The 22,875-nt window shown below is 69.0% G+C and carries 19 protein-coding genes and 1 pseudogene; 9 read left to right on the forward strand and 11 right to left on the reverse strand.

Annotation, left to right across the window (positions count from 1 at the left end; genetic code table 11):
- The 5 genes and pseudogenes from PROKR_RS27280 to PROKR_RS27300 form a co-directional block, all read left to right on the forward strand.
- Window positions 1-226, forward strand: a pseudogene (locus tag PROKR_RS27280) (hypothetical protein); the annotation flags it as partial.
- Window positions 223-1,125, forward strand: coding sequence for an ABC transporter permease (locus PROKR_RS27285; RefSeq protein WP_084800712.1), 903 nt, complete (start codon window positions 223-225; stop codon window positions 1,123-1,125). The pseudogene PROKR_RS27280 and the gene PROKR_RS27285, both read left to right, overlap by 4 nt.
- Window positions 1,115-2,254: an ABC transporter ATP-binding protein gene (locus tag PROKR_RS27290; protein ID WP_036970180.1), complete on the forward strand. Its 1,140-nt coding sequence runs from the start codon at window positions 1,115-1,117 to the stop codon at window positions 2,252-2,254. The genes PROKR_RS27285 and PROKR_RS27290 overlap by 11 nt, the downstream gene beginning before the upstream one ends.
- Window positions 2,255-2,268: 14 nt before the next feature.
- Window positions 2,269-3,444 carry a non-hydrolyzing UDP-N-acetylglucosamine 2-epimerase gene (gene wecB, locus PROKR_RS27295; protein ID WP_036970182.1) on the forward strand — a complete coding sequence of 392 codons (1,176 nt, stop codon included), beginning with the start codon at window positions 2,269-2,271 and terminating at the stop codon, window positions 3,442-3,444.
- Window positions 3,441-5,123, forward strand: coding sequence for a DUF6270 domain-containing protein (locus tag PROKR_RS27300; RefSeq protein WP_084800713.1), 1,683 nt, complete (start codon window positions 3,441-3,443; stop codon window positions 5,121-5,123). The genes wecB and PROKR_RS27300 overlap by 4 nt, the downstream gene beginning before the upstream one ends.
- Window positions 5,124-5,191: 68 nt before the next feature.
- Here the strand turns inward: PROKR_RS27300 and PROKR_RS27305 are convergent, their stop codons facing one another.
- From PROKR_RS27305 to PROKR_RS27335, 7 genes are all read right to left on the reverse strand, one after another.
- Window positions 5,192-5,743, reverse strand: coding sequence for a CatB-related O-acetyltransferase (locus PROKR_RS27305; protein ID WP_211240262.1), 552 nt, complete (start codon window positions 5,741-5,743; stop codon window positions 5,192-5,194).
- Window positions 5,744-5,853: 110 nt separating this feature from the next.
- Entirely contained in the window at window positions 5,854-8,811 is a 2,958-nt protein-coding gene (locus PROKR_RS27310; protein WP_036970186.1) for an FkbM family methyltransferase, read from the reverse strand.
- Window positions 8,804-9,259, reverse strand: a complete 456-nt coding sequence (locus tag PROKR_RS27315; RefSeq protein ID WP_036970189.1) for a cell division protein ZapB — start codon at window positions 9,257-9,259, stop codon at window positions 8,804-8,806. The genes PROKR_RS27310 and PROKR_RS27315 overlap by 8 nt, the downstream gene beginning before the upstream one ends.
- Window positions 9,260-9,305: 46 nt before the next feature.
- Entirely contained in the window at window positions 9,306-10,793 is a 1,488-nt protein-coding gene (locus tag PROKR_RS27320; protein WP_157602783.1) for a hypothetical protein, read from the reverse strand.
- On the reverse strand, window positions 10,790-12,037 hold the full coding sequence (wecC, locus tag PROKR_RS27325) for a UDP-N-acetyl-D-mannosamine dehydrogenase (RefSeq protein ID WP_036970194.1): 1,248 nt from the start codon (window positions 12,035-12,037) through the stop codon (window positions 10,790-10,792). Before wecC ends, PROKR_RS27320 begins: the two co-directional genes overlap by 4 nt.
- 20 nt (window positions 12,038-12,057) lie before the next feature.
- Window positions 12,058-13,992, reverse strand: a complete 1,935-nt coding sequence (locus PROKR_RS27330) for a glycosyltransferase family protein (protein WP_051433434.1) — start codon at window positions 13,990-13,992, stop codon at window positions 12,058-12,060.
- A gap of 214 nt (window positions 13,993-14,206) precedes the next feature.
- Window positions 14,207-15,280, reverse strand: a complete 1,074-nt coding sequence (locus PROKR_RS27335) for an LCP family protein (protein ID WP_036970197.1) — start codon at window positions 15,278-15,280, stop codon at window positions 14,207-14,209.
- A 239-nt stretch (window positions 15,281-15,519) separates the two neighbouring features.
- Here PROKR_RS27335 and rfbA point away from each other — a divergent pair, with 239 nt between their 5' ends.
- Window positions 15,520-16,383, forward strand: a complete 864-nt coding sequence (rfbA, locus tag PROKR_RS27340; protein WP_036970200.1) for a glucose-1-phosphate thymidylyltransferase RfbA — start codon at window positions 15,520-15,522, stop codon at window positions 16,381-16,383.
- A gap of 18 nt (window positions 16,384-16,401) precedes the next feature.
- Here the strand turns inward: rfbA and PROKR_RS31125 are convergent, their stop codons facing one another.
- Window positions 16,402-17,064 (reverse strand): class I SAM-dependent methyltransferase, encoded by a 663-nt coding sequence (locus tag PROKR_RS31125; RefSeq protein WP_051433435.1) that lies wholly within the window; start codon window positions 17,062-17,064, stop codon window positions 16,402-16,404.
- A gap of 57 nt (window positions 17,065-17,121) precedes the next feature.
- Here PROKR_RS31125 and PROKR_RS27350 point away from each other — a divergent pair, with 57 nt between their 5' ends.
- Window positions 17,122-17,832: an HIT family protein gene (locus PROKR_RS27350; RefSeq protein WP_084800714.1), complete on the forward strand. Its 711-nt coding sequence runs from the start codon at window positions 17,122-17,124 to the stop codon at window positions 17,830-17,832.
- Window positions 17,829-18,875, forward strand: coding sequence for a thiamine-phosphate kinase (gene thiL, locus PROKR_RS27355; RefSeq protein ID WP_051433436.1), 1,047 nt, complete (start codon window positions 17,829-17,831; stop codon window positions 18,873-18,875). Before PROKR_RS27350 ends, thiL begins: the two co-directional genes overlap by 4 nt.
- A 3-nt stretch (window positions 18,876-18,878) precedes the next feature.
- Here the strand turns inward: thiL and PROKR_RS27360 are convergent, their stop codons facing one another.
- Together PROKR_RS27360 and rfbD are read right to left on the reverse strand one after the other, a co-directional pair.
- Window positions 18,879-20,075: a hypothetical protein gene (locus PROKR_RS27360; RefSeq protein ID WP_036970205.1), complete on the reverse strand. Its 1,197-nt coding sequence runs from the start codon at window positions 20,073-20,075 to the stop codon at window positions 18,879-18,881.
- A 114-nt stretch (window positions 20,076-20,189) separates the two neighbouring features.
- Complete coding sequence (gene rfbD, locus PROKR_RS27365) at window positions 20,190-21,056, reverse strand: dTDP-4-dehydrorhamnose reductase (protein WP_036970206.1); 867 nt, start codon at window positions 21,054-21,056, stop codon at window positions 20,190-20,192.
- Between the two features lie 54 nt (window positions 21,057-21,110).
- On the opposite strand from rfbD, the gene PROKR_RS27370 reads away from it, so the two are divergent.
- Window positions 21,111-21,734, forward strand: coding sequence for a dTDP-4-dehydrorhamnose 3,5-epimerase family protein (locus PROKR_RS27370; protein ID WP_036970208.1), 624 nt, complete (start codon window positions 21,111-21,113; stop codon window positions 21,732-21,734).
- Between the two features lie 86 nt (window positions 21,735-21,820).
- Here PROKR_RS27370 and rfbB read toward each other — a convergent pair whose 3' ends face one another.
- On the reverse strand, window positions 21,821-22,816 hold the full coding sequence (gene rfbB / locus PROKR_RS27375; protein WP_036970210.1) for a dTDP-glucose 4,6-dehydratase: 996 nt from the start codon (window positions 22,814-22,816) through the stop codon (window positions 21,821-21,823).
- Window positions 22,817-22,875 lie beyond the last annotated feature (59 nt).

A 22,875-nucleotide genomic window follows, 5' to 3' on the forward strand; every position in this document is an offset into this window, starting at 1 on the left:
GAGCGCGCTGCCCGCGCTCGTCGAGGCGGTGGGCGGTGCGGGGCTGCACGTCGACGCGGACGACCTGGCGGGCTGGGCGGACGCCGTCGGCGGCCTGCTGGCCGACGCCGGACGACGGGCCGAGCTGGTGGAGCTGGGCCACGGGGTGGCTACCGAGAGGACATGGGTGCGTAACGCGGAGACCTACCTGGGCATCTACCGGAAGTGCCTGGGGGTGAGGGTGTGAGCGCGGGACCCGAGACCGGTTCGTACGCGGCGCTGTTCGACGCCTCGCCGACGACGACGAAGCTGGTGACGCTCGGCAACCTGTCGCGCGTGGGAGCGCGACCGCCGCTGGGGCAGTACGTGCGGCTGCTGTGGGCGCGCCGGCACTTCCTGTGGGCCGACGCCCGCGCGAAGGTGGCCAGCGGCACCCGGCAGAGCCTGCTGGGCAAGGCGTGGCTGGTGCTGAACCCGCTGATCGACGGCGCGGTCTACTACCTGGTCTTCGGGCTGCTCATGAAGAACGAGCGCGGCATCGAGAACTTCCTCGGCTACCTGCTGATCGGTGTGTTCCTGTTCCAGTTCACCACGCAGTCGATCAACGGCGGCGCGCGGTCGGTGCAGACCGGGAAGAACCTGATCCGGGCGTTCACGTTCCCGCGGGCGGCGCTGCCGATCTCCGTGGTGCTGCGCAACCTGCTGAACCTGGGCCCCACGCTGGTCACCCTCGCCGCGCTGATCTACTTCATGCCCCCGGCCGAGGAGTACACCTGGCGCATCGCCCTGGTCGCCGGCGCCCTGGCGCTCCAGGTCATGTTCACCACCGGACTCTCGCTCCTGGTCGCCCGGTGGGCGGCCGCGCTGCCGGACATCACCAACCTCATCGGCATGGCGATGCGCGTCTGGCTGTACGCGTCGGCGGTGTTCTTCTCGTTCGACCGGCTCCTCGCCAACGACCCGGAGCTGAAGGTGTGGCTCGAGGCGAACCCCATGTTCATCGTGCTCGACATCGTGCGGGACTGCGTCCTGTACGCGACGACGCCCGACCCGATGCGCTGGGTCGTGCTGGGCGGCTGGGCCGTCGGCACGCTGGTGATCGGGTTCGTCGTCTTCTGGCGGGCGGAGGAGAGCTATGGCCGCTGATCTCGACTACCCGATGCCGCCGCCGCTGAACCAGGGCGGCGGTCTGCCGTCCGCTCCGGCCGCCGGTCCGGCGGCCACGCGACCGCTCACCGGCGCCATCCCGATGTCGGTGCAGGCCCCGCCGCACACCGGCCAGCTCGCCGCCGTCCGGCCGAAGTCAGGAAGCACCCCCGTGCTGTGGCCCACGGTGGCCGTGCAGGGGCTGCGGATGTTCTACCGGACACCGTCCACGGACACGAGCCACGGCCGCCGGGCCAAGGTGAAGCGGGCCGTGCTGAACGTCATGGGCCAGGAGCCCAAGGTGACCGTGCGCGCCCTGACGGACATCTCGTTCGTCGCCAACTCCGGCGAGCAGATCGGCCTCGTGGGGCAGAACGGCTCCGGCAAGAGCACGCTGCTGCGCATCATCGCCGGGCTGGAGAAGCCCACCAAGGGACAGGTGCTGGCGGAGAGCACGCCCGTGCTCATCGGCGTGAACGCGGCCCTGGTCCCGGACCTGCCGGGCGAGGAGAACGTGCGCCTGGGCTGCCTGGCGATGGGCCTCTCCCCCGCCGAGGCACAGGCCGCGATCCCCGACGTGATCGAGCTGGCCGGCCTGGGCAAGTCCATCTACCTGCCCATGCGTACCTACTCGTCGGGCATGGCGGCGCGCCTGCGCTTCGCCATCGCGACGGCGGCGCGCCCGCACATCCTGCTCATCGACGAGGCCCTGGCCACGGGCGACGCGGCGTTCAAGGAGCGCAGCGAGGCCCGGATGACCAGGCTCCGCGAGCAGGCGGGCACGGTGTTCCTGGTGAGCCACGCGGCCCAGACCATCGAGGAGTCCTGCACCCGTGCCATCTGGCTGCACCACGGCCGCCTGGTGCTCGACGGCGAGGCGCAGGACGTCGCCGTCCGCTACCGCAAGTGGGCGTGGGCCTTCGCCAAGGACAAGCCCGAGGAGGCCAAGCGGATCCTCGAGGAGGCGTTCGCCGAGCGGCGCGAGACGCAGGTGCGGTTCGACACGCCGGAACCACCCAGGGGGCGGGTGCGGGAACGGCATGCGCGGCCGACGGGCCGCGACGCCAAGCAGGCCAGGGCCGCAGCGGAACGCGCAGCGGCCATCCGTGCGGAAAGGAACGACCTGTGAGTCGCCCCCTCGTCATGACCATCTACGGGACGCGTCCGGAGGCCATCAAGGTGGCCCCGGTCATCACGGCGCTGGAGGCTGACGACCGCTTCGAGTCGGTGACGGTCGTGACCGGGCAGCACCGGGAGATGCTCGACCAGGTCAACGAGGTCTTCGGCATCGTGCCGGACCACGACCTCGACATCATGAGCCACGGGCAGACGCTCGGGGAGATCGTCGCGCGCGTCATGGGGCGGCTCGACCCGATCCTGGAGGCCCGCCGGCCCGACGTCGTCCTGGTGCAGGGCGACACCTCGACGTCGACTGCGGCCGCGCTGGCCGCGTTCTACCGGCAGATCCCGGTGGTGCACCTGGAGGCCGGCCTGCGCAGTGGCGACATCACGTCGCCGTTCCCGGAGGAGGCGAACCGCAAGATCACCTCGCAGATCGCGTCGTTGCACCTCGCGCCGACCCTGCGCAGCCTCGCGAACCTGGTGGCCGAGGGCGTCCCGCTGGAGGACATCGTCGTGACGGGCAACACGGTGATCGACGCCCTGTACCTGGCCGTGGAGCGCCGGACGGCGTTCGCCGACCCGGCCCTGGCGCGCGTCGCGGCGTCGGGCCGCCGGATCGTGCTCGTGACGACGCACCGCCGGGAGAACTGGGGCGCGGCGATGGAGGGCGTCGGCCGCGCGTTGGCACGTATCGCACGGCGGTTCCCCGAGTCCGCGATCGTGCTGCCCGTGCACCGCAACCCCGTGGTGCGCGACGCCGTGCTGCCGCACCTCGACGGGCTGCCGAACGTCACCGTGACCGAGCCGCTCGGCTACGGCGAGTTCACGCACCTGCTGTCCCTGTCCACGGTGGTGCTCACCGATTCGGGCGGACTCCAGGAGGAGGCGCCCAGCCTGGGCAAGCCGGTGCTCGTCATGCGGGAGAACACGGAGCGTCCCGAGGCGGTCGAGGCCGGTACCGCGCGCCTGATCGGCACCGCCGAGGACCGCATCGTGGCCGAGGTGCACCGGCTGATGACCGACGACGCCGCCTACGAGCTCATGGCGCAGGCCATCAACCCGTACGGCGACGGACGAAGCGCGATCCGCGTGCTGGACGCGACGGCGCGCATGCTCGCGCCCGAGCTGCCCGGCCTGCTGCCGGACCTCGACCTGTCGGAAGAATTCACTGCCGTTACTGCAGAGGGTGGAGCATGAGCAAGACCAGGGTCTTTATCTACGGCTCGTGCGTGTCGCGGGACACGTTCGAGCATTTCGATCCGGAGCAGTTCGAGCTGGTCGAGTACGTGGCGCGGCAGTCGGTGCTGAGCGCGTACACCAAGCCGGTGGAGGCCATGGCCCCGCCGACGCTGGAGTCCCGGTTCCAGCAGCGCATGGTCACCGGTGACTTCTCGTCCAGCCTCCGGTCGCTGCTGTCCACCCACGGCTCGGCGACCGACCTGGTGCTCGTCGACCTGACCGACGAGCGGCTCGGCGCCTACCTGCTGCCCGACGGGTCCATGGTGACCCGCTCGGTCGAGCTCATCGAGTCCGGTGCCGAGCAGTACCTGCCCCAGGGCAGCCAGCACATCGCGTTCGGTACCCAGCAGCACTTCGAGTACTGGACGACGGCGATGAACTACATCGGCGAGCGCTTCCAGCACTACATGCCGCAGGCCACCGTCGTGCTGCTCGACATCGCGTGGGCGGAGTGGTCGGAGAGCGGGGCGCAGACGCCGGACAGCTTCGGCGTGCGCGCGGCCGACGCCAACTCGATCTTCCGGCCGTATGTGCAGGTCGCGGCGCAGGCGCTCGGCGCGCACGTGGTGTCGCTGGACCCTGCCGAGGTCATGTCCGGGCCGCACCACCCGTGGGGGGACGCACCGTTCCACTACGCGGAGAAGGTGTACCTGGAGATCGTGCGCCGGCTGACCGGGACCGAGGGGCGGGTGGTGTGGGGGCCGGGTGCGGCGTCGGCGTCGGCAAGCTCTGCCTCGTCGCCCGTTACGGGGCCGAGCGCCAGGCTGGCCGAGCGTGCACCGGCAGTGGCGGCTTCGAGCCCTCAGGCGTCCGACCGCCTGGACCGACTCCCCGAGGGCCGTGGACCCAACTTCCTCATCGCGGGGGCAAAGCGAAGCGGTACTGCCTGGATCGAGAAGCAGCTCTCCTATCATCCCGACGTCTTCGTGACCTCCGGAGGAGCAGCGAGCAACTTCTTCAACGATCAGAAGCGCCTGGCCGATCCGAAGGAGAGGGACGCCTATCTCGGCGCGTTCGACGCGGGAGCCGGAAAATACCGACGGGGCGAGCGCTCGGTGCTCTACTTCTGGGAAGGCCTCGGGAACTACCGGTCACCTCGCCGTGCACCGACCGCGTCCAACATCGCGGAGATGCTGGACCCGAACGCCCCGCTCCTGCTGTCGTTGCGCGACCCGGTGTCGCGAACGGTATCCGCGTACTGGACCGCTGTCGCCAACGGCCAGCTCGACCTCTCTCAGCAGTCGATCTTCCGCGCGCCCGCGTCCCTGGGCATCATCGATCTCAGCCACTATCGGCGACACTACGAGGCGTGGTCCACGGCGATCGGCGCAAGCCGACTGCACGTCAGCCTCTACGACGACATCGTCGGAGATCCGCAGGCCGTGGTCGCCCGCCTCCTCCAGGCGCTCGGGCTTGCCGAGAGTCCCGAGTTCTGGGCGAAGGCGACGCTCAAGCGCCGGGTGAACCACAAGCCCTGGGTCGCGGCGATGAAGAAGTCCGGCCAGGTCTCGGCGCAGGAGATCGCGATACTTCTTGAGCTGTTCGAGGACGACATCGCCTTCATGGAGGACACCCTCAGCCGACGTCTCGACGCCTGGCGGGACCTCAAGAAGCTGGTCGCGATCAACACGAAGTAGGCCGGCACAAACGAGACGGGTGCCGCACCTCCCGACGGAGGCGCGACACCCGTGCTCGGCCGCGAGTATCAGCGATCGTGCAGCTGGCTGCCACCGTCGGTCGGCAGCGCGGTACGCGGAAACGTTCCGGCCTGTGCGGGCGACTGGTCGTTCGACCACTCGACGAACTCCTCGACCGACAGCTCTGACACCGACTTCAGGTCATGCGGATCGCACTCCCACCATTCGCTGGCGAGGAGCCGCGAAGCGGTTTCCGCCGGAAGCCGCGGGCGGATGAGACGAGCCGGGATGCCGCCCACGACGGAGAACGGCGCCACGTCCTTGGTGACGACGGCACCGGCGCCGATGATCGCTCCCGTTCCGACTCGAACCCCGGACACGATCTTGACGCCATCGCCGATCCAGCAGTCGTGACCGATCACGACACGGCGCTGCGGCTCCTGCTGCGCGAGCCGCATCGAGCCACCCGGCACGGTCCGGGCAAGCCACGGCGACGTCGAGAAATGATCGAGATCGTGGTGGGCAGTACCGATCGTCACGTCTCGCCCGATCGAGCAGAACCGGCCGATCTCCGTGTATCCCCTGATCCGGCCCCCGTTCATGTAGGTCGCGAATCCCACCCAGACAGTTCCCTTGACCTGGACGTCCCTCAGGACCACCTCGGGCTCGGCATGAACGATGCCACCCGTCCCGGAGGAACCTTCGAGCCTGGGACTGCGATGGGGTCCCGTCACCGTGCGACCGACTTCGCGATGCGCAACAGCTGCACGTAGAAGTACCCGGAGGTCGATCCCAGACGGAGGCTGCGGGCGCGATGTGCGCCGGCGTCGCTGAAGGAACGCCACACAAGAGGGTTGTGGTAGACCTCGCCAACCAGAGCGGCCAGGTCGCTCGGTGTCCCGACCTCGAGCGCCGAGACGCCGAAGTACTCCGAGAGCGAGTGCGGCATGACCCGGTGCACGACCGGGACACCGAGTGACGCCACCTCCAGCGGCACCATCTCAAAGGTCAGGTTCGCTGCGAACGAGACCATCATCCTCATCGACGACATCTTCTGGGACATGTCGTCCTTCATGAACGGCCAGACGTGGTCGATCCCCAGGTCGACGTCGTACTTGGGCTTGTACTGCTGGACCGCGTAGAGCGGGACACCCGGAAGCGCCTTGCGGAGCGCGCCCAACCACTCGTGGATGTCACCCTCGATGATCCGCGGATCGACGAGCTTGGCGACGTCGCCCACGAACACACCTTCGGTGCCCTCGAACGTGACCGGTTCCGGAGCGAGCGTCTCGATGGTCTTGGGGATGACGACGATCTGGTCCTGGACCGCGGCGAACTCGGGAAGGTGCTTCGCCGCGTTCGTGAACACCATCGCATAGACCTGACCGGGATAGACCCCGCGCCAGTAGAGCAGCCGGTCGCGGATCCACTCCGTCCGCTCCTGGTGCCCCTCCAGGGACATGTTCACGATCAGTGCACGCCCGAGCGCGGCGTGGTGCGCGATGTACTCGTCGACCTTGGCATAGTCAGGACGGTTCGGGTCACCGACGTAGATCATGACGACGTTCGGTTCGAAGCCCCCGAACCCGGTCGGGTCCCCGGTCTCGATGTCCGCGAGCTCGGTCTCCGCGCCGAACCGGCGCAGCGTCTCCGCCATCAGGTGGCACGACTTGAGGATTCCCCCCTTTTTCCATCGGGCGCGGTCGGTCCGTCCGATGATCCCCAGCCGGAGCTGCGCCTTCGGCGCGGGAGCAGGCCCGTCGAGCTGCGGCCAGGGCATCCGGGTCGCCACCTCGTCGGTCACGATCGCACGCATGTCGAGGGCTGCCTCGGTGTCCCGCCGGCCGAGCGACGAGTTGGAGATCGACGCGGCCTCCTTGTCGAGCGGCTTGGCCCAGTCTCGTTCGTGCGCCAGCACGGTCAGCCCGACGGACTGTTCCCGGGCCCGGATCGCGAACCACACGTCGGCCATGTTCGCCACGGGCATGTCAGCCATCGCGAACTGGATCGTCGAGGTGTGGAAGCCGGTGACACCGGTGCCGACGAGATGGACCGGCGTGTCACCGGGCCGGTGGGCGTAGAAGGCGAAGACACGCCTGCAGCTCGGGTCGTAATAGTTGTCGAACGGTGCCTTGAACACAGATCCGTGCCAGGCGACCGCTCGACGTCGACCGTGCCGCTCGATACCGGCGACGATGTGGTCGACATAGAACTTCGGGTAGGCGATGTCGTCGTCACACGTGAGGTAGTAGCCGGAGAAGCCTTCGAGCGCGACGAACTTTCCGCGGTCGCCCAGGTCCTCCCCGGTCAGATACGTCACGTTGGTGTAGGCGGGGAGGCTATCCGCGGGCCGCTCGTACCCGTTCAGGTAGACGAAGATCTCGTCGGCCTGGGCGTGCAGGGACGCGAGCACGGCGGCCAGCCCTTCCTCACGACCAGGCATGGTGGCGATCCCGACGCGGACCCGGTCCCGGTCGCGCTGCGGGGTGACGTCGCGGGGACCGTCCACCCCTTCCCGCGCCCGTGACCGGGTGGCGGCAACCTCACCGTCCATCTCGACGTGGGTCCACACCTCCGGTGCCAGGTCACCCGTCAGCCTCGACAGGCTCTGGTAGGCCGCCTGCCAGGTCTTCACCTCTGCACGCCGCTCTGTGTCCGCCTGCTTCTGTCCGGCGACCAGCGCCTCCAACTGGGACTCCATCGTCTGGCGCCACTCCAGGTCACCAGCCATGTGATCCTCAACCCGCCTGTGCAATTCCAACTCCTCGACGAACCCGCTCTCCATCCGATCCCGCCAGGCCCCGTCGGCCGTCCTCGCCTCGCTCAGCGACGCGTCGACCGCTGACCTGACCTCCTCAGCCGTGACCCCACCCTTGCGGGACTCGTCGATGCGCCGATAGACCGTGTCGAAACCGCGAGCGACATCGCTCCGCTCCAGGACCATGGTCTCGACGCCGGCCCTCCGGGTGATCGCCCGCACCTCGTCCGCGCCGAGGGTTTCGCCGGCCGCCAACCAGACGAAGTTGCGTGAGCGGCCGCGGACGGCGACGGCCTCGTACCCGAGGGGAACAAGCATCTCCTCGATCTCCCGCAGAGCGACGGGATCGTGGGCCTCGGTGACGACAACGGGATGGCTCGCCTCGAGGGTGCGGGACGCGCCGCGCAGCACCTGTGTCTCATGGCCCTCGACATCGATCTTGACGATCGCCACCGGCCGCCCGGCCACGTGGTCGTCCATCGTCCCGGAGATCACCGTTGGACGGTCGGTCGCCGGCTCCGACAGCGAGATCGTCCCCAGGTTGCCCTCGATGCGCTGCAGCAGGGAGTACTCGCGGCTGGAGCCACTCCACGGCACGTCGACGACATCGACACGGTCATTCAGCCCGTTCTGCTCGACATTCCGCCGCAGCAGCTCAAGGTTCTTCTCGAACGGCTCGACCGCGACCACCCGCAGCCCCGGATAGGCCAGCGCCAGGAACAGCGTGTGGTTCCCGAGATTCGCCCCCACGTCGACGAGGAGACCGTTCTTCACGTTGATGGAAGCGAGCAGATCGAGCAGGTCCCGCTCGTAGAACGTCTCATGCCGACGGATCTGCTCGAAGACGTAGTCGCCGGAGTACCCCGAGATCTCGACCGAATTCCCGAACGCATTGATCCGGCGGGTCTCCACGACATTCTTCTCAGACATCGCGGGACTCCTCACCGTTGGAGCCCCGACCTGCCGGGACCACGGCGACACCCTGCCGGTCACGCATCAGGTGGGTGAGCACCGTCGAGACCTGCTTGCGCTCATGGGCGTTGACGTCCACCGACTTCGTCACCACTTCGCGGATGCGCTGGGTGCGCTGATTCAGCTCGTTCAGCAGACGCGCGTCGCGATCACGGACGCGGACCAGCTCGCTCGTGGCCTTCGTCGACTCCTTCCGCAGCTCGTCCACCTGCCTCTGCAGCCGCGTGATCTCGCCCGAGATGCTCGTCTTCGCACGTTGGGTCTGCTTGATGCCGGCGTACCCCGTACCCACGACAACACACGACAGACCCGTCACAGCGATCACGATCAAGACCTGGACCGGCAGAAATACAGCACTGGCGACCATCGCCGTGACGAAGACCCCGACGCCCGCGACGACCAGCACTCGCAGCCTGTTCACAATTCTCCTCTGTTGACTCTCTGGGATGTTTCTAAGGATGGGACGGATCGGATCCGGAAAGGTCTGTGTGCGAGGAAGAGATCGCACCACCGGCCTTCGCAGCGCCATTGACCGACGAATATTCCTTGATGCGGCCCGAGATCTGCTCGCGCACGGCGGAAGAATCGAGTCGGCTCACCACGTCGCCGAGGTGCTCAGTGCCGTCGACGCAGACGCCGAGCCCGAGCTCGTCGACCCTCTCGGCGCGCCGGACCTGGTCGTCGGTGATCGTCGACGTGCTCGGCAGATAGATCCCCGGCACACCGGTGTGGAGGTTTTCGTGGACCGAGTTGTAGCCGGCACCGGTCACCGTGAACTCCCATGCGGCCGCAAGATCCACGAGCGGGAAGCGTCCGTCGAGCTCGACCGCACCCCGGACGGCACCGCCGGCAAGCAGCGGTGAGCGCATGACCACCGGGACGACGTTCGTCCGGCTCCGGACCGCGTCTACGGCAGCCGCCGTGGCCGACCCGTCACCGTTGCCGCCGGAGAGCTGCACGAGCGCGTACCGCTGCTCCGGGTCCAGCCCGAGCGAGGCGAGGGCCTTGTCCCGCGACATCAGCGCGGCAGGTGCGAGGGAGACCGGGTCGATCCACGTCGCGTCCCGGAAGACCTCCGGTGCGGTCCCTTGCGTCTCGGCGATGTCGCCCGGCACGATCACCGAGGTGACGTGGTCACGCCAGCTCCGCACCTGCGTCAGGTCGGTGCCCTCGCGCCACAGCCCGCGACGCAGCCACACCAGCGGCAGGCCGGCCAGGTCCGCGACGTCCGTCAGCGACGGGTACACCCACGTGCCGTCGAAGACGATCGACGTGGGGCGGTACGCGGCGACCTCGTCGAGGAGCCGACGTGTGAACCGCCTGCGCCACTGGTCCTGGCCGATACCCGCAGCGGTCTGGCTCGGGAAGTACGCCACGTCGTAGCCCGCGGCGGCGACCGTCGAGGCCGCCGTCGAGAGGGTGAGGATCCGGCCGTCGAGCGTGCTGCCGGCGTGCCGGAGTACCGCGGCGCACCGGGCGATGTGCCCCATGCCGCCCCCGTTGCTGGTCACGAAGAGCACGCGCGGCGCAGCATCGGCAGCGAGGACCGCATCCACGGGAGCGAGTCCGCGCCACGTGGCCCAGGCCGTCTGCGACGCCCCGGTCGCCGCCTCTCGGCTCGTCCGCTCGATCCGTTCGAGCGCCTGCTCCTGCACCCACTCGTGCCGCGAGGCCTTCGACCGCGTGTCCTGCACCGTCGCCTCGAGGCGGTCGATCCGCTGCCGCAGTCGTGCCTCGGTCCGCGCGGACAACCACGACACGGCTCCGGCCACGAGGACACTCACGGACACCAGCACGCCCAGCACACCCGCGAACACCAGCCAAGGGCTCGGCCGCACCCCGACCAGGCCGAGCGTCAGCACAGCGGCAGACACGACGACGAGCGCGGCCGTCACGGCGACGGCCACTCCCCGACGGCGGAACCGGGCGAGCCGGCTCAACGCAGGATCCCCCGCGTGTCCACCACGCGCGCACCCGCCAGAGGGCCGGCGAGCGCACGGAACTGCGTGTGGTCCACCAGCAGCACGTGCACCTGCCCGGCCGCGAGCGCCTCCTCGGTGTCCGCCAACCGCACGTTCGGCAGGTCGGCGAGCTTCGCCGGAAGCTCGTCCACGTGCGGCTCCACGGCCAGCACCGTCGCGTGCGGGAACGTCCGCGCGATCTCGGTGGTGATCATCATGGCCGGCGACTCACGCAGGTCGTCGATGTTCGGCTTGAACGCCAGCCCGTAGGCGGCGATCACCGGGTTGGGCACGCCAAGGTCCGCGACCGCGTCGACCACCTTGTGCAGCACCCAGCGCGGCTTGTGGTCGTTGACCTCGCGCGCCGTCCGGATCAGGCGCGCCTCCTCGGGCGCCGCGTCCACGATGAACCACGGGTCGACGGCGATGCAGTGCCCGCCGACACCGGGACCGGGCTGCAGGATGTTGACCCGCGGGTGGTGGTTCGCGAGCCGGATGAGCTCCCAGACGTCGACTCCCAGCTTGTCCGCGACGAGCGACAGCTCGTTGGCGAACGCGATGTTCACGTCCCGGAACGAGTTCTCGACGAGCTTGGCCGTCTCGGCCGTCACGGCGTCGGTCAGCAGGATCTCGCCCTGGCAGAACACCTGATACAGCTCGCGGGCCCGCTGCACGGCCTCGGGTGTGAGGCCGCCGACGATGCGGTCGTTAGTGACGAGCTCGACCATGATCCGGCCGGGCAGCACCCGCTCGGGGCAGTGGGCGAACCAGATGACGGGGCGGTCGCCCGAGCCGTCCAGGCTGAGGTCGGGACGCTTGTCCAGCACCCATTCCGCCATGCGCCGGGTGGTCCCGGGCGGCGACGTGGACTCGAGGACGATCAGCTCACCGCCGCGCAACACGGGGGCGATTGCCTCGGCCGCAGCCTTGATGTACGAGAGGTCGGGCTTGTGGTCGTCCATGAACGGCGTGGGCACGGCCACGATGTAGGCATCCGCCGGCTCAGGCGCCGACACCGCCCGCAGCCGGCCCGAGGCAACCCCATCTGATACGTATCCAGCCAGGTCGGGCTCGACGAACGGCACCTGGCCGCGGTTCACCGCGCCCACGGTCGCGGAACTCACGTCGACGCCCGTCACGGGCACGCCGTTGGCGGCCAGGATCGCAGCCGTAGGCAGGCCGATGTACCCGAGGCCGACCACCGCGACGGTGCTGATACCCATGAACTCCCTCTTTCGTACGCTCAGAACATGACGTGCGTCGCCGCACGCCCGAAGTGCTGGACCTGGCCGCTCGCGAGCAGCTCGGCCTCGCTGACCGTCCAGGAGTGCCCACCCGGGGCCGATCGCACCTGGACGAAGTTGAACCGGTCGGCGGAGTAGACGATCCCGCCCGCCTCCACGACGTCCGTGAGGAACGCGGTGTCCTCGCCACGCTCCAGCGAGCGGAACCGGATCTTGGAAGCGATCTCACGCCCAGCGACGATCGTCGGCCCCATCACGCGGTCCGTGTACCGGTGCTCTCGGTCCGCGAACCGCAGGATCGTGGCGTCAGCCCCCTCCAGGTACATGTAGTGCGCCTGCTTGCCCACCACGTCCGCGCCGGAGTACGCCAGCGCGTGGAGCTGGTCGGACAGGTACTGGGGGCCGTACAGGTCGTCGTCGTCGATCTTGGCCACGACGTCGCCGTCGGCCGCCTCCAGCAGCAGGTTCAGGCAGGAGCCCAGCGGCACGTCGGACGGCGCGGTCAGCAGCTCCAGCGAGCCGACGCCGGCCTCCTTCGCACGGGCGCGCAGGTCGACGTCGTCCGCCTCGAAGCCGTGCGTCAGGAGCGCGACCTGGACCTCCACACTCTCCTGGGCACCCAGTACGGCCAGCACGTGGTCGAGCTGGTGCGGGCGGTTCGTCGAGACCAGGGCGGTCACGCTCGGCCGCGCGACGACGGGAGAGGCGACCAGCCCGGCGTCGTGCAGCACCCGCTGCGACCGCGCCGCGTAGGTGTGCTCGCGCCAGATACGGCGCTGGCCCTTGTGGACGGCGCGGTCGCGCAGCTCCGGCGAGCGGACGAGCGCCCGGATCGCGTGCGCGCCGGCCTCGCGGGTCTCGGCGACGAAGACCTCGTCCGGCGGGAAGAACTCTCCCACGGCCGCGCTCGGCGTGGAGACGACGGGCGTGCCGCTGGCGGTGATCTCGAAGATTCGCCGCGCGCACATGGACGGCGAGCCGACCACCGAGTTCACGTTCAGGAAGACCTTGTACTCCCGGTACGCCGTGAGCATGCGGTCGTAGTCGAGCGAGCCGACGACGCGGCCGTCCAGCGGCGCCGGGAACTGATACTTATCGTCCCTGCCACGGAACCGGCTGAAGATCTCCAGCCCGTGCTCCATCGTCGGCGACACGTCGAGGGCGGCGCCGAGCAGCAGGTCCATCTGCTCACGCCGCTCCGGGTACTTGTGCGCGAAGTACATCCCGGCGAACGCGACGTCCCGCTCCGGGCCCCGGCCGTGCAGGCGCACGGGATTGTGGACCGAGGGCTGCGCGGCGAACTCCAGCACGCCCACCCGGTCGTGGCCCAGCGCCTCGGTGTAGGCGGGCAGCCGGTCGACGTCGGTGGTGTAGACCCGGTCGAACAGCCGGGCCGCGTCGAGGAAGTCCTCGAAGTGGACCGGGTCCTCCTTGTTCCAGAACACCGTGGGCACGCCCGCCGCACGGCAGGCCTCGACGAGCTCGGCGAACGCGGGCCGCGGGGCCGACGTCCCCGTGAGGTGGTACTGCCACGCACCGCCGTTGCCGTTCCACGCGGACTCCACGAACAGGAGGTCCAGGCCGGCGGACAGCTCGTCCCGCCAGGTAGCGGGGGTGACGGCGACCTGGTCCCACTCGGGCGCGAACGCGAGCCGCGAGAAGTCGTCCAGGATCACGCCGACGCGCAGGTCTCGTGGTCCGCCGACGGCGGTGGGCCCAGCCGCGCCGCCGTCCGCCGCCAGACCGGACACCGGACGCGCGGGCCACGGGTCGAACGTGAGGCCGTTCCTGGTCTGCCGTGCCCCGCCCACCTGCGCGGCCAACGGTATGCGCTGCCTGACCAGGTGCGTCCGCAGCTGCTCGACGCCGCCGTGCCGCAGGTGCCACAGCGCGCGACGGAGCCTACGCACCCCGCCCGACGCGCGATCCTTCACGGCAAGAATGTCCTTGTCTGCCCGAGAGCAATGAGTGAGATGGGCACCTGCCAGGCGCGAAAAGGAAGGTGCCGGAGTTCAGGATGCGCCATTGGTGACCTGATGCTACAAGCGGCCCATACCCACCCATTGCTGATAGCGGGTGAAAGGCGTCGATGTTCACCCGGGCGATATTTCCGCACCGGAAGCCGGTGCAGAACGGCAACCAGCAGGCCTACTCCACGACGTCCGGCAGCATGTCGATCCCGCCCGGCGACCCGGCCAGGTAGTCGGGCAGGTCGTCCTTCGCCACGGCCTGCATGAGCGGGTCGAGCGCTTCCCGGTCGAGCAGCACGATCGACTGCCCGTCGGCGCTGCGGCCGGTGCCCGCGTAAGGCGCGGTCATGAAGGTGATGTCACCGGTGGAGAGATCCTTGGCGCTGACTGCCAGCTCCAGCATCCGGTCGATCGTCAGGTCCTCGTCGACGGCGACCGCCCGGACGGCGGCCTCCAGGAACCGGGACATCTTGAGCAGGTCGCTCTTGTCCTGGGTGGCCTTGGTCGCGATCGCCCGCATCCAGGCCTGCTGCCGCTGCACGCGTCCGAAGTCGCCGTTCGCCAGCGCGTACCGCTCGCGCGTGAACTCCAGCGCCTCCTTGCCCGTCATCTCCTGCTCGACCGACCCGCCGGCGCCGTCGGGCACCTTGATCTCGACGCCACCGAGGGTGTCGGTGAGCGTCGTGAACGACTCGAAGTCGCTCACCGCGAAGTGGTCGATCCGCACGCCGGTGAGCTGCTCCACCGTCTGGATCATCAGTGCCGGGCCGCCGTAGGAGAACGCGGCGTTGATCTTGCCCTCGCCGACGCCGGGGATGTCCACCCAGGAGTCACGCGGGATCGAGATCGCGGCGGCCGACTTCCGGTCGGCGGACAGGTGGAGCAGCAGGATCGCGTCCGTGCGCTGGGCGCCTACCTTCCAGTCGGACGGGTTGCCCGCCGAGATCCGGCTGTCGGAGCCGAGCGCCAGGATGTTCACGGGTGCCGTGGTGCCCTCCAGGGGCGCCGGCTCGGGACGGGACGCGTCGTCGAGGTCGGCGAAGGGGTCGTCGATGCGCTCGATCTTCTCGTCGAGCGCGATCCGGTACCCGTAGTACGCCATGGCCCCGCTCCCGCCGACCAGCACCAGGGCGCCGATGACGATCGCCGCCACGAAGCCCTTGCTCCGGCGACGACGGCCGGTGGACTGCGATTCGGGTTCGGCGGGGTTCGGCGCGGTGAGCAGGTCACCGACTCCTTCAGGTCCGTGCATATGCAACTGACTACCGCCCTGGCGGTATCCGACGCATCACCCTCGGAAAGAGATCACCCGTGGTTCACCCCGCCCTGAGCTGCGCAAGAGCCGCTCCTCCGGCAATCGGATTTCATCCGGGTGAATCCTCGCGGAGATTTCCTGATGAGAGATGTTTACGGATGGAAGTCCGGAAGAACTCGCTCGTCGGGAGCGTCTTCGACGGCCCTGGCCACCCGAGGCGTGGGAGGATCCGCCTCATGCGCGGAATAATTCTCGCCGGCGGTTCGGGCACTCGCCTGCACCCGATCACCCAGGGCATCAGCAAGCAGCTCGTCCCGGTCTACGACAAGCCGATGATCTACTACCCGCTCTCCACGCTGATCCTGGCCGGGATCGACGACATCCTGGTCATCACGACCCCGCACGACGCCGAGCAGTTCCGGCGCCTCCTCGGCGACGGCTCCCAGTTCGGCATCTCGATCACCTACACGGCGCAGCCGTCGCCCGACGGGCTCGCCCAGGCCTTCGTGCTCGGCGAGGAGTTCCTCGGCAGCGAGTCCGCGGCGCTCGTGCTGGGCGACAACATCTTCTACGGCCCCGGTCTGGGCCATCAGCTCATGCGCTTCGCCGACCTCGACGGCGGTGCCGTCTTCGCCTACCGGGTCGCCGACCCCACCGCCTACGGCGTGGTCGAGTTCGACGACGACGGCAAGGCACTCTCCCTGGAGGAGAAGCCCGCTCGGCCGAGGTCCAGCTACGCGGTGCCCGGCCTGTACTTCTACGACAACGACGTCGTCGAGATCGCCAAGGGCCTCAAGCCCTCGGCGCGCGGCGAGTACGAGATCACCGACGTCAACGCCGAGTACCTGCGCCAGGGCCGGCTCCAGGTCGAGGTGCTCCCCCGCGGCACGGCCTGGCTCGACACCGGCACCTTCGACTCGCTGCTGGAGGCCTCCGACTACGTGCGCACCATCGAGCGACGCCAGGGCCTGAAGATCGGCGCACCCGAGGAGGTCGCCTGGCGGCGCGGCTTCCTGTCGGACGACGACCTGCGCACCCGGGCGGAGAAGCTCACCAAGTCGGGCTACGGCACCTACCTCCTGGGCCTGCTGGAGCAGTGACGCAAGGCCGGGCCAATCTCAGTCCTGGCGTTTGCGCACGACCAGGTTGACCCAGGGCGTGGGCCGAAGGATCGCGGGCTTCTCCGACCACCACAGCACGTCGAAACCCATGTTCTCGACCTCACTGCGGATCAGGCTCGGCGGCCAGTGCGAGAAGTAGCGGTACCCCGGCAGCCGGGCATTTCTGACCGTCGCACCCCAGCGCACCTCATCGGCCTTGGTGTTGAATGCGAGCCGACCGCCGGGCTCCAGTGCGTCGTGCACGTTCTTGAGCGCACGCCCTAGCTGGCGCGCAGTCATATGACAGAACACCGAGTTCGCGAACACAGCACGTTGCGATGCCGGGAACGGGTCGGTGAGAACGTCGAACCTCAACGCCTCGACACCCTGCTCGCGGAAAGACTTCAGGAACGGCTCCGCAATCTCGGAGCGCTGCACGTCATACCCCAGCGACTCGAGGTACGCGGCATCCCGCCCCGTGCCGGATCCGATCTCGAAGACGCGTTCGGAACGCTCGATGCCGGCCACGAAGACGTCGAGCCACTCCTTCATCGCACCCGTGACGTTGTGCGGGATCGATGACGCGTACTCGACGGCGAAGCGCTCGTAGAAGCGCCTCGTCTCCTTCGCGACGATCGCGTCGTGCGGCAGCAGTTCGGTCTCTTGCTGCAGCAGAGTCATGACGGTATGTTAAACCGGACAAAACGGTCAGGCTCGCTACCTATGGGGTGATTTCCCATGCCCGGTCAGCTCCGAATGATCGACTGCGAGTTGTGCGCCCCTGTCGTCGCCGCCCCGGCCTCGTCCCTGCGACTCATCGCGAACCGCATCGTCGCGTCGAGGGAAGAGATGCTCCTGGTCGCCGACCACGCACCCATGACACTAGGACATCTCCTGCTGATTCCGCGGGACCACCACACGGGAATGGCATCCTTCGTGGCGGCTCGACCCGATGCGGCAACGGTCATCGGAGAACTGACGCGCAGGTATCGCCACGGATTCGGTGCGTGCACGGTGATCGAGCACGGTTCGGGCGGAACCTCATCGAGAGCCGGCTCATGCATCGATCACGCGCACTGGCACCTGTTTCCCTTTGCGAACGAGCTTCGCCCCATCGTCGACGACGACTACGGGGCATCCCTGAAAGGACTCGATTCGCTGACCCAGTTCTCCCGGAGGTACGCAGGCCAGGACTACCTCCTGCACTGGGACCACGACGGAGCACGTGCCGCACTTCTCGACGCTCCCGCGCACCTTCCGCAATACGCCCGTAGTGTCGTGGCGCGCCACACCGATGCCTCCGCGAGACCCTATGACTGGGACTGGGCACTACGCACGGACGACGAACTGCTCGGCCGGACCCTGGATGCTTCCAGACGATTGCTCACGGGCCACGACAGTGCGGCGCAACTCATCGAACAGGAAAGCACGACAGGGGACATGACGTGACGCTTTCGGACGAGCCCACCCGGGTCGAGCTGATCACAGCACTGATCGGTCGAACGCCCCGGGCGTGGTCCGTCGACCCGGCGACGGAGAGCACGGTACGACTCGGCGTGCGCGCGGCGGACCGTGACGACTGCGCGGTCTTCGACGTCTCCGGCCCGATGCAGATCGTGGTCGGCAGCGACTACGTGCGTGGCGTCGGGTTCTCCATGTACGAGCTGGGGCACATCGACGAGTTCGATCTTGGCTACTACCTCGTCATGGCCAACGTCAGCGACGTCGCGGCCATGGGCGCGGCGCCGATCGGCTTCCTGTCCGTGGTGCGTTATCCGAAGTCGCTGGACGACGAGATCTTTCTCAGGGTCATGTCCGGGATCAACGAGGCCTGTGCGGCAGCCGGCATCGAGAGCGTGGGGGGAGACATCGGCGGCGCGGACACCCTCGTGCTCTCGGGCACGGCCCTGGGCGCGTGCGCACCAGGTGGTGCGCTCCGGCGCAGCGGAGCGCGCGCAGGTGACCACGTCTTCGTCAGCGGCGTGACCGGTATCGCCGGGGCCGCTATGAAGTACTTCCGGGCGCGCGCGGCCGGTGCAGGAGCAGGCAGGGTCACGCCGGAGATGGAGGCGGAGCTCATCCACGCCTGGCGCCGCCCCCGGGCCGAGACGAGCCTCGGTACAGCGCTGGCCACGTCCGGCATCGTTACGGCGTGCCAGGACACCTCCGACGGTCTCAAGGGCACCCTGGAACAGATCGCAGAGGCCAGCGGCGTTGGTATCGACCTCGACGCACATGCGGTACCCGTCTCAGGGACCGTGGCGGCGGCAGCCTCGGTAGTCGGCGAGCCTGCAGCGGCCATCACCTTCGGCGACTCGGTCGACTTCCGCCTGGCGTTCACCGTCGACGGATCGATCCCCGCCGCCGAGGCCACCGCCCGCTTTCCACATGGCTACCTGATCGGTCGCGTCACAAGCGCGCCAGGCGTACGTCTGCTGCACCAAGACGGAACGACGACGCCGGTCCCGGGCAAGGCCTGGCGGCACACCTGACAGTCAGCGGCGATCCCACCTCGAGTAGGCCATGGACCCGAGCACTCCGGTGACCAGCGCGAACACGATGTTCGCAACAGATGCCGCAGACATTCCCCCGCTCTCACCCGAAGCGACGCGCCAGGTCCAGAAAGCAACGACCACAAGCCCGAGGAAGACCAACGTCCGCGGGAGCCACCGCACACGCGCCAGGCGGAGAAACATCCGCCGACGCCACCTCGGTGCCGGCTGAGCAGCCAGGTACACGGCGAAGAACCTGTCCACCAGACCGGCGTCGACCACCCCGATCCGCTCGGTGAGCGAGGAGCGGAGGCCTCCGTCGGCCTCCACAGCCCGACAGAGCCTGCCCGCCAGCTCTCTCAGGGATGATCGCGCTCGCGCGCCCGCACCTGACTCGAGCAGTGCGGTACCCACGACGACCTGGAGCGGGAACGTCATGTAGTGGTTACGCTGCTCGCCCGGCTTGGGCACCCAGTAGTGAACTTGCTCGTACACGATCGAATCGGCAGACATGCGTCGCAAGGTTGCACGCAGCACGTTCGCGCCGCGCCGAAGGGCTTCGGAGCCTTCAGGCCCGATGCCCGCCGTCCTGAGCTTCGCGAGAGCGATCACTGCGAAGGCAAGCTCGAGCGTGCCCAGCAACCCGTCGTCCAGGATGCGGCCGCTGAGCCAGAGAGCAGGCCCCTCGAGCAGGCTTTCGTCGATCCCTTCGATCCCCGCAAGGGCGATCAGAGCGTGGGACGTGGCAAGCACACTTGGCATCTCAGGCTCTCCAGGCACCGCATGATGCCCCCAGCCCTGCCGATCGATGACCCCCGACAGGAGGGTGAGACAGGCCGCCGTCGCGTGGGCGCCGGGATAACGCACCGCGCTGAGCGCCTCGACAACAGCACTGGCCTTGTGCGTGATCAACAGATCAGACACGTCGAACTCGGCCGACGAGGGTTCCGTGACCCCTGGCAGCAGCCTGACAGTGCTGGTCATGTCCCTACCGCGGGCCGCGAGCAGCATCGCTGCGGTGGATGTCCCGTAGACGCCGGTCTGGAGCGCGCGGGCCGGCGCATCCGCGAACTGGCCCCACACCATGACGTGGGCCGGTGTCAGCCGAGCAGCAGAGGTGATCGAGCCGCCCAGCTTTCTCCGGGCCGCCCTGATCTGCTGATCCAGGTCTGCGCCGAGCCCACTGAACGGCTCCCACACACGCACCACGCTCCGCTCTACCTAGCGGATAACTGGCGACAACTTAGCAGAGCGCGAACCATATTGACCCGATTTCTTGACACAGATGGCGGAATCAGGCAAAGAGATGCTCGATCAGCCCAGCACCGCCCCCGCCGCCGCCTTCCAGCGGTCTGCCCAGTCGCCGATCGGCTCCACGCCCACCGCCCGGAGCCGGTCGTGCCCCAGCACCGAGTACGCCGGCCGGGGCGCCGGCGACTGGTAGGCGGCGCTCGTCGTCGGGTCCACCGGAGTCGTCAGCCCGGCGGCCGCGACCACCTCGCGGGCGAACCCGTGCCACGTCACCTGGCCCGACGACGTGCCGTGGTACAGCCCGCCGGGCGCGCCGGCGGCGAGGAGCCGCACGACCAGGTCGGCCAGGTCTGCGGTCCAGGTGGGCTGCCCGGTCTGGTCGTCCACGACGGTGAGCCGGTCCCGCTCCCCCGCGACGCGCGCGATGGTCTTCGGGAAGCACTTGCCGCCCGCACCGTAGAGCCAGGCGGTGCGCACCACCAGGGCGTCCGGCGCGAGCGCGCGCACCGCCCACTCGCCCGCGGCCTTGGTGCGCCCATAGGCCGAGCGCGGGTCCACCGGTGCGTCCTCGGCGTACGGCTCCGTCGCGACGCCGTCGAACACGTAGTCCGTGGACACGTGGACCAGGCGCGCCCCGGACGCCGCGGCCGCACGCGCCAGGTGCGCGGGCCCCGTCGCGTTCGCGGCGAAGGCCTCGGGCTCGTGCGTCTCGGCGTCGTCGACGGCGGTCCAGGCCGCGCAGTTGACGACGACGTCGTGGCCGGCCACGGCGTCGAGCACCGCCGAGGCGGAGGTGATGTCGACGTCGGACCGGCGCAGCGCGGTCACGCGGTGTCCCGCGGCCTCCGCCGCGGCCACCATGTCCTGGCCGAGCATGCCCGCCGCGCCGAAGACCACCCAGCCCTGCTTCGTGCTCTGTCCGCTGGTCACCCTAGGATCCTAACCAGGGTCGCAGCGCCACCGACGAACCAATCGAGGAGCCTCATGGAGTACCGCGAGCTGGCAGTGCCCGGCGCGTTCGAGATCACACCGAAGCAGCACGGGGACCCCCGCGGGCTTTTCCTGGAGGCCTTCAAGGCGGGCCCGTTCGCCGACGCCGTCGGGCACTCCTTCGACCTCCAGCAGGCCAACTGCTCGGTCTCCGCCGCCGGGGTGCTCCGCGGCATCCACTTCGCCGACGTGCCGCCCAGCCAGGCCAAGTACGTCATGTGCGTCAGCGGTGCGGTGCTCGACGTCGTCGTGGACATCCGCGTGGGTTCGCCCACCTTCGGCACCTGGGACGCCGTCCTCCTGGACGACGTCGACCGCCGCGCGATCTACCTGTCCGAGGGCCTGGGCCACGCGTTCATGTCCCTGGAGGACAGCTCGACCGTCCTGTACCTCTGCTCCGCGGGCTACGCCCCGGGCCGAGAGCACGGCATCCACCCCCTCGACCCCGCGCTCGGCATCGAATGGCCCACCACCGCCCGCGACGGCAGCCCCCTCATGCCCCTCCTCTCGGACAAGGACGAGGCGGCCCCGACCTTGGCAGAGGCCCAAGCCCAAGGCCTCCTCCCCACCCAGCGAGCGGTCGACGCTTTTCTCGCCACCCGAGCGACCAGGCCCTGACGGAGGCCAAGACCCGGCTTCGGGGCAGCCAACCGAAAAAGGCGACCCGGACCGGACCCAGCCACGGGTACCGGACCCAAGAAAACCTACTGCCCCGAAGCCGCGTACTTGGCCTCCGTCAGCGCCTTCGCACCCCTCCACCAGGCCTCGTGCTCCCGGTACCACTCCACGGTCGCCGCCAGCCCAGCCCGGAAGTCCGTGTACCGCGGCGCCCACCCCAGCTCCGTGCGCAGCCGGCTCGCGTCGATCGCGTACCGCAGGTCGTGCCCCGGCCGGTCGGTCACGTGGTCGTAGTCGTCGGCGTCGCGCCCGAAGATCTCCAGCAGGGTGCGCACCACGTCCAGGTTGCTGGTCTCCCCGTCGGCCCCGATCAGGTACGTCTCGCCGATGACGCCCTTCTCGATGATGGCCCAGACCGCGCTGTTGTGGTCGTCGACGTGGATCCAGTCGCGCACGTTGAGGCCGGCGCCGTACAGGCGGGGGCGCACGCCGTCGATCAGGTTGGTGACCTGCCGCGGGATGAACTTCTCGATGTGCTGGTACGGACCGTAGTTGTTGGAGCAGTTCGAGATGGTCGCCCGCACGCCGAACGACCGCACCCAGGCCCTGACCAGCAGGTCCGAGCCCGCCTTGGTCGAGGAGTACGGCGACGACGGGTTGTACGGGGTGTCCGGTGTGAACCGCTCCGGGGTGTCGAGCGGCAGGTCGCCGTAGACCTCGTCGGTCGAGATGTGGTGGAACCGCACCCCGTGCCTGCGCACCGCCTCCAGCAGCGTGAACGTGCCCACCAGGTTGGTCTGCACGAACGGCGACGGGTCGTTCAGCGAGTTGTCGTTGTGCGACTCGGCGGCGAAGTGGACCACCAGGTCCGACTCCCCCACGAGGCGGTCGACGAGCGGTGCGTCGGTGATCGAGCCCTCGATCAGCTCGACCTGGTCCGCGACCGGGTCGAGCGAGGTGCGGTCGCCTGCGTAGGTGAGGGCGTCGAGCACCGTGACCCGCGCGTCGGGGCGCTCGCGCACCGTCTGGTGCACGAAGTTGGCGCCGATGAAGCCGGCGCCGCCGGTGACCAGCACGCGCATCGCTCAGTCCCGTCCGTAGATGTCGCGGGTGTAGACCTTGTCGGCGACGTCGTCGAGGG

It is taken from the genome of Promicromonospora kroppenstedtii DSM 19349 (genome assembly GCF_000515355.1).
GTDB lineage: Bacteria > Actinomycetota > Actinomycetes > Actinomycetales > Cellulomonadaceae > Promicromonospora > Promicromonospora kroppenstedtii.